This is a genomic window from uncultured Mucilaginibacter sp., assembly GCF_903893715.1.
In the GTDB taxonomy this organism is placed as follows: Bacteria; Bacteroidota; Bacteroidia; order Sphingobacteriales; family Sphingobacteriaceae; genus Mucilaginibacter.
On sequence record NZ_CAITNG010000139.1, the window covers coordinates 131,659 to 143,984 of the forward strand.

Genomic DNA, 12,326 nt, shown 5'->3' on the forward strand with positions numbered 1-12,326 from the left:
TAATTTTGCAAGCGTGAATAAGTATTTGTTAGTCATCGTGTTTTTGTTTTTTGGCTGTGCGGCAATGGCACAAAACAAGCCTACAAGAATAATTTTGCAGCATTATGAAACCTTTAACGGCGACCAGCCGGATGACCTAACCAAGGTATATAAAGGCACCTTTTTACAAGACTATTCGACCCTAACTTCAGATAGCGCTTATTTCCATCCCAAAAAAAACACCTTTGAAGCTTTTGGCCACGTAGTGATTACTCAGGGCGACACTTTGCATATTTATGGCGATAAACTGGATTATGATGGTAATACCAAAATAGCCATCATGACCGACCATGTGAAGCTGGTAGACAAAGACGCAACCCTCACCACCAACCATTTTGTGTACAATACAGGAACACGCATAGGCACCTATACCGATGGCGGCAGACTGGTGAACCAGGGCGATACGTTGGTCAGTAAAAACGGCTTTTATTTTGCCCAATCGCGCGATGCTTACTTTAGGTACAAAGTGGTGATGAACACGGCAGATGCCATCATTAAAACGGATACGCTGCGTTACAACGCGGGCACAGCAATATCGTATTTTTATGGCCCTACGCATATTTATGGAAAGAAAGACAAAGATGTTTTATACACCGAAAACGGTACTTACAATACCAAGACCGAACAGGCCTTTTTTGGGAAGAATAACCTTTACACCCAAGGAACCAAGAGCTTAAAAGGCGACAGCTTGTTTTACGACCGCTTAGCGGGCTATGGCAAAGCGCTGAAGCATATTACGTTTAACGATGAGGAACAAAAAATAAGCATTAAGGGCGATAAGGGCGAATATACCAAAGCGGACGAACGGACAGTGGTTACCGAAAATGCTTATGCCATTATCGCGACGGTGGACTCGACAAAACGGGATACTTCGAAAAAGGATACGATAGTAAACACGCCTAAAAAAGCCACTCTTGCCGACAGCGTGAACAAGCCCGTTGCCCACACGATGAAATATGTGGAACCCAAAAGTACCGCGGCAGCGGCAAAACAAATAGATACTTTGACCAAAGTGGTGAGCAAAAAAGATTCGGTTAAAAGCGTTAAGCGCGATTCGATATTTTTGGCGGCCGATACCATTGAAACGCAGATCCAGACTCACAAAGTTGAACTGACCACCCGAAGGCTGCGGCTGCTGGCCGGGCTAAGGGACACCACGATAAAGATCATACCAAAAAAGAAAAGTAAAGAACTGAACCCTTTTACGGCTTTACAGCCGCGACTGTATATTGACAGTACCGCCTTTCTGCACCGCGATTACTTCCCTAAACCACCTGCCGATACTTCGCAGCACAAAGCTTTAGTCGCAAAAAAGAAACCGGTGCGAAAGCCGGTCATCACAAGGACTATTGTTGCCCAGGTTGATTCGGTCAACCTCGTTCATCCTGTTACGCTGAGCGATACGGCCCGGGTGCGTATTTTGTCGGCCTACCACAAGGCCAAAATTTTCAAGTCGGATCTGCAGGCACGGGCTGATTCGATATTTTACAGTTACAGCGATTCGACGGTAAGGATGTATGTGAAGCCGATGGTGTGGTCGAACGGGTCGCAGCTATCGGGCGACACGATCAACATGCAGATGCGGAACAAGAAGGTTGACAATGTTGAACTGTACCCGCATGCCTTTGCCGTCAATATAGAAAAAGGCGATTCCCTGCACTTTAACCAGGTGGCGGGGCGCAAGATGCGCGGCTATTTTAAGGACGGGAAAATTGAAAAGATATTTGTGAACGGCAATGCCGAAACGGTGTATTATAATCGCGACAGCCTGAAACACGCGATCGAAATTGTGCGCACCATTAGCAGCCGCATACGGGTAACCTTTGCCAAAGGTGAGTTGACGTCGATATTATGGACAGTTAAACCCGATGAACGGGATATACCTTTGGGTGGTGCCAAAGAAGAAGACAAGGTACTGAAAGGCTTTATTTGGAAACCTAACGACAGGCCGGTTTCGAAAGAATCGATCATACCATCGTCATACCTTATCCCTCCGGTGTCTGAAAAATCATCTACAAAAACTACAGGTAAAAAGAAAGGTAATATAAAGCAACCTGCAAATACAACTGCGCCGAAACCGACAGACATAAAAAGTAAGACCGACAGCGCCAAAACAAAGCCCGACACGTTAAAGAAACCGATGGTTAAACCCGATATAGCAAAATCGAACTAAAATGAGTTTAGCAAAAAGCAGCACGTTTCAACTGGAAGAGGAAACCCAGTGGGAAGACCAGGGCGCCGGCATACAGCGCCAGGTGTTTGGTTATGATGACAAAATTATGCTGGCCAAAGCCAGGTTTGAAAAAGGGGCCGTTGGCACCCTGCACAGCCACCCGCACGTGCAGGTGTGTTATGTGCGCGGTGGTGTATTTGAAGTTACCATAGGCAGCGAAAAACAGGTTATAAAGGATGGCGACGGCTTTTATGTACCTCCCAATATAATGCATGGCGTAGTTTGTTTAGAAGCCGGAACGCTGATAGACGCCTTTAGCCCGATGCGGGAGGATTTTTTGTAGAGGATAGAAATTTTATTTAAATTTGTTTATGGAAACTTTAATAGTCCGCCCGGATAATAATGAGAAATTAATCGCTCTGAAGGCTGTACTTAAAGCCATGAAAATTGATTTTGAAAAAACGGAATCGCCATACAATCCTGAATTTGTAGCTAAGATAAAACAGGGTGATGAAGATGTAAAAGCAGGCCGCACCACAAAAGTATCGCTCGACGATATATGGAAATAGAATTTACCGTTAGGGCTAAAGAAGATTTAGCCTATTGGAAGAAAACAGGTAACAAGACAGTCCTGAAAAAGATAAGGGCATTAATAGAAAATATTGAACAAGACCCATTCTCTGGAATCGGAAAACCCGAAGCACTAAAGCACGATCTATCGGGCAAGTGGTCAAGGCGCATTACCCGTGCCGACAGGCTTGTTTATAATATCATTGAGGAAACCATTTATATTTATTCTGTTAAAGGGCATTACGATTATTTGTGGCCTAACTCATAAGCGTTGCAAACGCCGAGCCACGTTAAGCGTTCGTTGCAAACGCGCACAGTTTTTAAGTCATTTTCGTCATGAGTTGGACCTGCCCCAATTGTGAAAGGGAGTTATTGAACGAGCACCAAACGCATTATTGTGCCAAGGTTAGCTTGGATAGCCTTTTTGTGGGCAAGCCCGATGAATTGATGCTGATTTTTGACAAACTGCTTGCCGAAGTGAGCGACTGGGATGGTGTATTGATTGGCACGACGCCTAACTGCATCGTATTTACACATCGTCGTACTTTCTTAGTCATCCGGCCTATGAAAAAAGAACTGGACATCCAGTTTTATTCCACCGAGCATCATCCCGAAAAACCCTTCATCAAAAGTATAGCCTATCGCAACAAATATGAGAACCACATCCGTATCAGCGAGTTGGATGACCTGCGGCCGCAGTTGTTCGCTTATATTTATGCGTCGTATAGGCTGTTGTGATAGGCTGGAGGGGTATTTTAAGATACCATCGGAAGACTTTTATAAGAATTTCTTTGAAAAAATTTCTAATTCAATGGCTTCGGGAAAGAACGCATGAAACTTATCCGATACCTTTTCATCCTTGAATTTTACAATCGTATATCCACTGTCAACAGCTACGATTTCAATTTCCGCATCCCTATACTGCATATTCCCATTTTTCCATATCAGTTCATTCCCTTCTGCAAATGGCAGATTGTCTTTATCAATTTCTATTGCGATATTTTTGGAAATTCCTAAAACAACTCCCCACCAAATTTGAACTTCTGCGTTAAGCAAAACATTAAAGTCTGATGGTGATAAAATAAAATATTCTTGTTCTAAATCGATTGGCAGTTTTACCGGGAAATGGGAAACATATTCAAGGTCTGAAAGCAGCCAGTTGTAGTCCCGGATATCATCAAGAATCGGCTCAAGGATTTGATTCAAATATGTATGAAATTTTATCTTTTCGTTGTGGCGGATAACCCAATTCATAAACGTAATTTTTTGTTTAATTTAATTTCCTCCTGCTTTCAAAAACTCAACCATCTTTTCGACCGCGCGGGCGCGGTGGCTGATGGCGTTTTTTTGTTGCATGGTCATTTCGGCGAAGGTGATGGTGTAGCCGTCGGGTTGAAAGATAGGGTCGTAACCGAAACCCTGGCTGCCTGAACGTTGGTTGCGTATAGTGCCTTCAACCGTACCTTCGAAGAAATGTTCTTTACCATCTAAAACAAGCGAGATAACGGTTTTGAAACAGGCCTTGCGGTTGGTTTGTCCGTTAAGCAGGGTTAAAACCTTGTCCATATTGGCTTCGTGATCGCCGTGTTTGCCGGCATAGCGAGCGGAGTATACGCCGGGCTCACCATTTAGGGCATCAATTTCGAGGCCGCTATCATCGCCAAAGCAGCTGAGTTGGTATTTGGAATAGATGAAGTGACTTTTAATAGAGGCGTTTGCCGCGAAGGTGGTGCCGGTTTCTTCAATATCGTCGGTACAGCCGATATCATCCAAACTGAGTATGGTAAATTGGTGGCCAATCTTAGCCAAAACTTCTTCTATTTTGTGGCGGTTATTGGTAGCGAAAACGAGTTGTTGCATAGGTGTTATAAGGCTTTCATTTGTTCCCAAAAGGCACGTACCTTATCCTTGTCGGGCATCATTTCGTCGAACGAATAGGTGTAAAGTGCGGTATAGGTATTGCCTTTGGCAGGTACATTCAGCTTCAGTTTGTGCCAGCCGGGTAACAGGCATTGGCTGCCGAGTATCATTACACGGGTGGGCTTAAAATACGCGGCAATATCGGCGATGGTGGTATCTTCATAAGCGTACAAATCTAATAAGGCAACATCATCCAGGCTGAGTTCTTTTCGTGCCAGGCTGCTGCTTAGTGCTGCAAAATGTTTATCATCGAGTTTACCCATGCCATTGGAATGGAACACGATGAGGAAGTTCCGCTGATTTTTGCCGAAGTACTGAAAGGCGGGCTTTGGTGTTTCGACTATCGGGGATTCGGCTGCAATGGGTGTTGGATGGGGTGAGGCCTCGACAGGTTCAGGCTGCTCGTCAGCGATAACCGTTTCGAGAACTTCGGTCTGCACAACTGGCATTGGCCCGGTTTCAGGGATGGTATTGCCCATGGTATCTTTGTCCTGTTTAAGCAGGTAAATATCATCGATTAAAAAAAAGCGCAAAGCTGCCGGATCCTCTACTATCATTTAACAAATTTTAACCAAAAATAGCTAAATAGTTTATGCCTTAATCAGCATATTCGCAGATTAGTACGGGATTGAAAGAATAATTTTACAATCAAACTCAATTTATTTTCCGAAATTCGGAGCTTCTTGGGTGTAAACCCATGATTTATAATTTTTTATTAAACGAAATACATGAGAAAGTTCGGGTTAACCCTGTTTGTTTTAGTTAGTACATTGGCATTTGTAAAAGCTCAAGTTAAAACCTTAGATAAAGTTGCGGTAGTTGTTGGCAGCAGTATTATTTTGCAGTCGGACATCGAATCGCAATACCAAACACAATTTATTGCACAAGGCAATACGCCAAACGAAAGCGTTAAATGTTATATCGTTCAGCAGTTGCTTACCACCAAATTATTGGCCCAGCAAGCTGTTATTGATAGCGTTAGCGTTACGGATAATGATGTTGACGCCGAAGTTGACAAACGTATGCGCAGCATGACCCAACGCGCCGGCGGGCAAGACCGTTTGGAAGGCTTTTTGGGCCGCTCCATCATCCAATACAAAGACGAGATACGCCCCGAAATAAAGGAGCAAATGGTGGCCGAAAAAATGCGCCAAAAAATAACTGAAAAGGTGAACGTAACGCCTTACGATGTTAAGAAGTTTTATGAGGCAATACCGAAAGACAGTTTACCCACCTATAACAAGGAAGTGGAAGTTGGCGAGATATCGATAACGCCGGTTTTGACGCCTGACGAAAAGGCGATGTACAAACAAAAAGCGCAAGATTTATTGGACAGGATAAAAAAAGGTGAAGACTTTGCCACGCTGGCCCGTGTATATTCGCAAGACCCCGGCTCGGCACCTGATGGCGGTGATTTGGGCTTTGCCGATCGATCGACGTTTGTAAAGGAATTTGCAGCTACTGCATTTAAATTAAAGACCGGCGAGATATCGCCCGTGTTTGAAACAGAATTTGGTTTTCACTTTTTGCAGGTAATTGAGCGCCGCGGCGAGCAGGTACACGTAAGGCATATTTTGATTCGTCCCGACCTGACCAAAGCCAGCCTTGACCGTGCCAAAGTAAAGATAGACAGTATTTACCACCTGTTCCAAACAGTGAAAAACATCGACTTTTCGGCTGCTGCAGGTTTTTATTCGGATGACAAAGAAACCAAGTTTAATGGCGGCATGATATTGAACGCCGATAACGTGCAAGCGCGTACCACTTTTATCCCAACCGATAAACTTGACCCGCAAATCGCTTTAATTGTTGATACTTTAAAAGTTGGCGAAATTTCGAAACCACAAATATTCACATCGCAAGCCGGGCAGCAAACCTATAAAATATTGTACCTGCGCTCCAAAACAGATGCGCATAAAGCCAATTTGACTCAGGATTTCCCGAGGATAAAGGATCTGGCTTACGAGGACAAAATAAATAAGACCGTGAGCGCATGGTTTGAGCGCCGCAGAAAAGATACCTATGTTAAGATTGACCCGCAATATCTGGGTTGCCCGCAGCTTAAAACATGGATAACACCGTTAGCCACAGCACAAACAAAATAAAACCATCCCAACCCTACCTATGCAGTACAAAAGTGATGTTGAAGCAGCCGACGCCTTAAAAAAAGCGTATGAAGATATACGCGCCGAAATAGGCAAAGTAATCATCGGTCAGGACGATGTTATCAAATCGGTACTGATATCTATTTTCAGTAACGGGCATTGTTTGCTGGTTGGTGTACCGGGTTTGGCCAAAACATTGCTGGTGCAAACCGTATCGCGGGTGTTGGACCTTAATTTTAATCGCATACAATTTACACCCGATTTGATGCCTTCGGACATTATCGGGTCGGAAATATTGGGCGAGGACAGGAATTTTAAATTTATACGCGGGCCGGTGTTTGCCAACATCATCCTTGCTGATGAAATAAACCGTACACCGCCAAAAACGCAGGCCGCCTTGTTGGAGGCCATGCAGGAAAAATCGGTTACGGCAGCGGGCGTTACCCATCATTTGGAGCAGCCATTTTTTGTACTGGCCACGCAGAATCCAATTGAGCAGGAAGGCACCTATCCCCTGCCCGAAGCGCAATTAGACCGTTTTATGTTTAATGTAATGCTGGACTACCCTACCCTGCAGGAAGAGATACAAGTGGTAAAAAATACCACAGGCGCACAAAAACCTGTGGTAAACAAAATACTGACGGCTAAGGAAATCATTTATTTTCAGCAACTGATACACCAGATACCGGTTACCGACCATGTGTTGGAATACGCCGTAAAACTGGCTGCCAAAACACGACCGAATACGGCACTGGCTTCGGCCGATGTGAACCGGTTATTGAGCTGGGGCGCGGGGCCAAGGGCATCGCAGTTTTTGGTGCTTGGCGCTAAATGCCATGCCGTGATCAGCGGGAAATACTCGCCGGATATTGAGGACGTGCAAGCCGTTGCGAAACCTATTTTACGCCACCGCATTGTGCGCAGTTACCAAGCCGAAGCCGAGGGCATCAGCGCCGATCAACTGATAGAAAGACTATTTTAAAGCTTTTCTATCAATTAACCGAGCTTGCTGATTTGTATCTTAAATGATATCAAATTTCTTTGAATTTCGCGGTAAAGTGCCTCAGATATTTTGATTCATAGGTAATCGCTAAACCTTTTACTTCATGGCGCTTTTGGTAGAGGTTAATGATTACCTCGGCAACATAATCCATATGGCTTTGGGTGTACATGCGGCGGGGTAAGGCCAGGCGAACCAGCTCGTGTACGCCGGGGATAAGCGAGCCATCATCGGTATATTTACCAAACATCACCGAACCAATCTCGACACCACGGATACCACCTTCGAGGTACAACGCGCAGCATAAAGCCTGGCCGGGGTATTGCTGCACCGGGATATGCGACAAAAACTTTTTAGCATCGAGATAAACAGCATGACCGCCGGTGGGTTTAAGATATGGGATATCGTGTTTATCCAATACCTCGCCAATGTATTCGATGCTGCGGATGCGGTATTTGAGATAGTCTTCCTGCACTATCTCTTCCAAACCGGTGGCTATGGCTTCGAGGTCGCGGCCGGCAAGCCCGCCATAGGTTGGGAACCCTTCGGTCATGATGAGCATGTTACGGCATTTTTCGGCAAGCTCGGCATTATGCAATGCCAGGAAGCCGCCAATATTGGCAAAGGCATCCTTTTTTGCGCTCATGGTGCAACCATCGGCATAGGAGAACAACTCCTGTGCAATTTGTTGTACGGATTTATTTTCGTACCCAGCTTCGCGTGTCTTGATGAAGTAGCAGTTCTCGGCAAAGCGGCAGGCGTCTATAAAAAACGGTATCCCACGCGCTTTACAAACCTGTTGCGCCTGTTTGATATTGGCCATACTCACCGGCTGCCCGCCGCCCGAGTTATTGGTAACTGTAATGATGACCAACGCGATGCTTGCTGCGCCATTATCGGCAATGAATGCCTTAAGGGCGTCTATATCCATATTGCCTTTAAACGGGGCAACAAGGGCGGTTTGCTTACCCTCAGGACATAACAGGTCGATACCTTGCGCGCCCGAATACTCGACATTGGCACGGGTGGTATCGAACAAGGTATTGCTGAGCACGTATTTGCCGGCGCCACCTTCAATGCTGAACAAAATCTTCTCGGCAGCGCGTCCCTGGTGCACGGGAATAACATAAGGCATGGAGGTGAGGTTTTTGATGACCGATTCGAAACGGTAAAAGCTTTCGCTACCGGCGTAGCTTTCGTCGCCGCGCATGATGCCGGCCCATTGGTTGCTGCTCATGGCACCTGTGCCGCTATCGGTCAGCAGGTCGATGATAACGTCTTTGGCTTTAAGCAGGAAAGGGTTATAGTGGGCTTCGGTAAGCAATTCAGCGCGTTCTTCGCGCGTGGTAAAATAGATGGGTTCAACCGTTTTTATCCTAAACGGCTCGATGATGGTTTTCATGAAAAAATAAATTAAAATTGACTGATAATAAATTGAAAAGGATGCAGGTATTCCCTGCTTTCAATTATTATGACGGTCTTTTAATTATATTTTTCCAGTTAGATGTCATGGCTGTATCGCGGCATAAAACTACAGAAGTTTTTCCGATCAAAAAACTATTCGGCTATTTGCAGGGTTTTAAGAAAGGCTGTTTTATCTGCATCGGCATAGGCGCCATAGGCATCAACTACCACGCCTTTTAAGCCTGCGGTACTTTCAATGGCGTAGATTACCGAACTGTCTTCGGGGTCGGTGGCACCTTCAAAACGATGTACTTCGGTAATTTTCAATTCTACAGGGTTAAACTTTACACCCTTGTCGTTACAAAACAAGTGGCCATCTTTAAAGTCAAGCTCGTCGGTATAACCCCTGGCAGTCAAATCGGCCAAAGCCTCGGCCACGCCCGAATAGTTGTATTGATGTGCTTCCATATTCAAAAATCTTTTATCGATAACCGAAACACCAACCCAAATGTTTGCCCCGGTGAAAATTACTTTTTAAGGCCAATCTCGCGCAAGCGCTCGTCCAGGTATTCGCCGGCGGTGGTATCCTCATAGTGTTTTGGGTTGGCGGCATCAATACACGATGGCAAACAGGTAAGGTCCATATCAGAACGCGGGTGCAAAAAGAAGGGCACTGAATAGCGTGAGTTCTTCATCAGCTCGCGCGGCGGATTCACTACTCGGTGTGTGGTCGATTTTAGTTTGTTATTGGTGAGCCTTTGCAGCATATCGCCAACATTAACCACTACATCTTCGCCCTGGGCAGTTACGGGGAACCATTCGCCATCGCGGGTCAACACTTCGAGACCATCGGCACTGGCGCCTATCAGCAGGGTGATCAGGTTGATATCCTCGTGTGCACCGGCACGTACAGCATCGGCCGGTAACGCGTCGGGGTTTTCTATCGGGAAGTAGTGCAGGCAACGCAATATCGAGTTGCCGTTATGGATCTTAGGGTCGAAGTAATCTTCGGGCAATTCCAAATAAACGGCAATGGCTTTTAAGAGCATTTTGCCTGCCGCTTCCAGCTTTTGATATACGTCGGTGGTTATCTTGTTAAATTGCGGCAGCTCGGTTACCTGCAGGTTTTCGGGATATTCATCCTTCACCGGGTCGCCATCGGTTACGGTTTGGCCAATCTGCCAAAACTCTTTCAGGTCGGGCACTTTAAAGCCTTTGGCGGTTTCTTTGCCTTTGCTGGTATAGCCACGCTGGCCCGATAGTTCCGGTATTTCGTATTTCAATTTTACCGCTTCGGGCAATACAAACAGTTCTTTTACCTGTACATACAGTTCGTCCATCAGGCTTTTGCTCAAACCATGGTTGGTAACGGTTATAAAACCGGTTTCGTTAAAGGCGCGACCAATATCGTCGGAAAACTTTTTACGGTCGGCATCCGAACCGTTGGTGTAGTTGTTTAAGTCGAGGCGAGGAATATTAACTGTACCCATAATGTTCTGTTTTTAACGATATTTTATTAGTCGTGTTTGCAAACCATGCAAACTTAAAACGTGTTAGTTTGTTAAGGTATTGATTTGACCAGCCAAATACAAATGAAATATGATGTATTTGAAAATCGAACCAAGGTGAACAACTAAATTATGAAGAAGATCATGAAAATTAAAAATAAATTATTGGTGATATGCTTTGCCGCGACGCTGTTTGCTGTGGCTAAGCCCGATAAAACTTTTGCACAATATGGCGCGAGTGTTTCATACCAAACATTTTATGATGATATGCAACCTTACGGTACCTGGGTTGACGACCCTACGTATGGCAATGTTTGGGTTCCGGATGCGGATGAAGGCTTTAAACCTTATGCCACCAGCGGCCATTGGGTTGAAACACCTTATGGCAATACCTGGGTATCCGATTACCCATGGGGATGGGCGGCGTTCCATTACGGGCGCTGGCGTTATGACGATTATTACGGATGGGAATGGATACCCGGCCATACCTGGGGACCCGCATGGGTTAACTGGAGGCACGGTGGAGGATATTATGCCTGGGCGCCGCTTGGGCCCGGTATCAGTATCGACATCTCATTTGGTGGCGGTTATCACGTGCCTGATGACTATTGGGTTTGCGCGCCGCAGGCTTATATCTGTAACCGGGATATTGGACACTACTATGTGCCACGCACCCGGGTGGTAACCATTATCAATCGCACAACCATCATCAACAATACTTACGTTAACAATAATGTGCGTTATGCAAGCGGGCCGCGACTGCAAGAAATACAACAAGCTACGCATAACCGCGTGCAGGTGTACAACATCAACAACGGCAACGACCCGCACCATACCGTTATCAACAACAATACGGTAAATATGTACAGGCCAACGGTTGCTCAAAGCCATGGTGGCAATGCGCCCCGCCCTGCCACCGTAGTAAGTGCGGCGGCTTATAAACAAGCCAACCCCAACGGAGGTATTGCGCACAGGGCAACATACGGCGCAACTGTAAATCATGATAATGCATCCCGTTTGGCACAGGTTGCCCGGAACCCTGCACCGCAAAACCAAAATATGGTTAAGGTTAACCGCCCCGCACCAAATAACGCTCCGGCAAACCGCCCTGCTGTTGCAGCACCAAATGGCGGCGACAGGCACCAAAACCCGGCAAACAACGCTACCGGCCAAAACCAGAACAACCCGGTAAAACAGCAGCAAATGAAGCAGGAGACTCCTGCTGTGCAAAGACCGTCGCAACAACGGCTACCGCAAGCACAGCAACCGCAAACTCAACAAAGGCAGCAAAATCAACCGCAGGCCCAACCGCAGGCACAGCAAAGTCAGCAGCACCAAACTCAACCGCAGGCACAGCAACGTCAGCAACAACAAGCCCAACAGCAACAGGCACAGCAACGTCAGCAGCAGCAAGCCCAACAACAGCAGTTACAGCAACGTCAGCAACAACAAGCTCAACAACAGCAGGCGCAGCAACGTCAGCAGCAGCAAGCCCAACAACAGCAGTTACAGCAACGTCAGCAACAACAAGCTCAACAACAGCAGGCGCAGCAACGTCAGCAGCAGCAAGCCCAACAGCAACAGGCGCAGCAACGTCAGCAGCAGCA

At 46.1% G+C, this 12,326-nt stretch carries 14 protein-coding genes; 8 read left to right on the forward strand and 6 right to left on the reverse strand.

The window, feature by feature from the left end:
* Positions 1-13: 13 nt before the first annotated feature.
* The 5 genes from QZX97_RS16625 (at position 14) to QZX97_RS16645 (ending at position 3,520) form a co-directional block, all read left to right on the forward strand.
* Positions 14-2,212 carry an OstA-like protein gene (locus tag QZX97_RS16625; RefSeq protein WP_295650732.1) on the forward strand — a complete coding sequence of 733 codons (2,199 nt, stop codon included), beginning with the start codon at positions 14-16 and terminating at the stop codon, positions 2,210-2,212.
* 1 nt (position 2,213) lies between these two features.
* Positions 2,214-2,555 carry a cupin domain-containing protein gene (locus QZX97_RS16630; protein ID WP_295650729.1) on the forward strand — a complete coding sequence of 114 codons (342 nt, stop codon included), beginning with the start codon at positions 2,214-2,216 and terminating at the stop codon, positions 2,553-2,555.
* A 28-nt stretch (positions 2,556-2,583) separates the two neighbouring features.
* Complete coding sequence (locus tag QZX97_RS16635) at positions 2,584-2,781, forward strand: DUF2683 family protein (protein WP_295650726.1); 198 nt, start codon at positions 2,584-2,586, stop codon at positions 2,779-2,781.
* Positions 2,772-3,050, forward strand: a complete 279-nt coding sequence (locus tag QZX97_RS16640; protein ID WP_295650723.1) for a Txe/YoeB family addiction module toxin — start codon at positions 2,772-2,774, stop codon at positions 3,048-3,050. The genes QZX97_RS16635 and QZX97_RS16640 overlap by 10 nt, the downstream gene beginning before the upstream one ends.
* A 68-nt stretch (positions 3,051-3,118) precedes the next feature.
* A complete protein-coding gene (locus QZX97_RS16645) occupies positions 3,119-3,520 on the forward strand; it encodes a DUF5655 domain-containing protein (RefSeq protein WP_295650720.1) in 402 nt (133 codons plus the stop codon).
* 39 nt (positions 3,521-3,559) lie between these two features.
* On the opposite strand, the gene QZX97_RS16650 is transcribed toward QZX97_RS16645, so the two are convergent.
* From QZX97_RS16650 to QZX97_RS16660, 3 genes are read right to left on the reverse strand one after another with little or no spacing between them, the layout of a single operon-like run.
* A complete protein-coding gene (locus QZX97_RS16650) occupies positions 3,560-4,036 on the reverse strand; it encodes a hypothetical protein (protein ID WP_295650717.1) in 477 nt (158 codons plus the stop codon).
* A 21-nt stretch (positions 4,037-4,057) separates the two neighbouring features.
* Positions 4,058-4,642 carry a non-canonical purine NTP diphosphatase gene (locus tag QZX97_RS16655; protein ID WP_295650715.1) on the reverse strand — a complete coding sequence of 195 codons (585 nt, stop codon included), beginning with the start codon at positions 4,640-4,642 and terminating at the stop codon, positions 4,058-4,060.
* 5 nt (positions 4,643-4,647) lie between these two features.
* Positions 4,648-5,259: a hypothetical protein gene (locus QZX97_RS16660; protein WP_295650714.1), complete on the reverse strand. Its 612-nt coding sequence runs from the start codon at positions 5,257-5,259 to the stop codon at positions 4,648-4,650.
* Positions 5,260-5,430: 171 nt separating this feature from the next.
* Here QZX97_RS16660 and QZX97_RS16665 point away from each other — a divergent pair, with 171 nt between their 5' ends.
* Together QZX97_RS16665 and QZX97_RS16670 are read left to right on the forward strand one after the other, a co-directional pair.
* The gene (locus tag QZX97_RS16665) at positions 5,431-6,807 is read left to right on the forward strand and encodes a peptidylprolyl isomerase (RefSeq protein WP_295650711.1); all 1,377 of its coding nucleotides are present in this window, start codon (positions 5,431-5,433) and stop codon (positions 6,805-6,807) included.
* Positions 6,808-6,826: 19 nt separating this feature from the next.
* Entirely contained in the window at positions 6,827-7,789 is a 963-nt protein-coding gene (locus QZX97_RS16670) for a MoxR family ATPase (protein ID WP_295650708.1), read from the forward strand.
* Between the two features lie 49 nt (positions 7,790-7,838).
* Here the strand turns inward: QZX97_RS16670 and QZX97_RS16675 are convergent, their stop codons facing one another.
* The 3 genes from QZX97_RS16675 to QZX97_RS16685 all read right to left on the reverse strand — a co-directional run bounded on the left by QZX97_RS16675 (position 7,839) and on the right by QZX97_RS16685 (position 10,701).
* The gene (locus QZX97_RS16675) at positions 7,839-9,209 is read right to left on the reverse strand and encodes a tryptophanase (protein ID WP_295650705.1); all 1,371 of its coding nucleotides are present in this window, start codon (positions 9,207-9,209) and stop codon (positions 7,839-7,841) included.
* 155 nt (positions 9,210-9,364) lie between these two features.
* Positions 9,365-9,679, reverse strand: coding sequence for a phosphoribosylpyrophosphate synthetase (locus QZX97_RS16680; protein WP_295650702.1), 315 nt, complete (start codon positions 9,677-9,679; stop codon positions 9,365-9,367).
* 59 nt (positions 9,680-9,738) lie between these two features.
* Entirely contained in the window at positions 9,739-10,701 is a 963-nt protein-coding gene (locus QZX97_RS16685) for a 2-oxoglutarate and iron-dependent oxygenase domain-containing protein (protein WP_295650700.1), read from the reverse strand.
* A 162-nt stretch (positions 10,702-10,863) separates the two neighbouring features.
* Between QZX97_RS16685 and QZX97_RS16690 the strand changes: the two genes are divergently transcribed.
* On the forward strand, positions 10,864-12,326 hold a 1,463-nt coding region (locus QZX97_RS16690; protein ID WP_295664817.1), incomplete at its 3' end, for a DUF6600 domain-containing protein.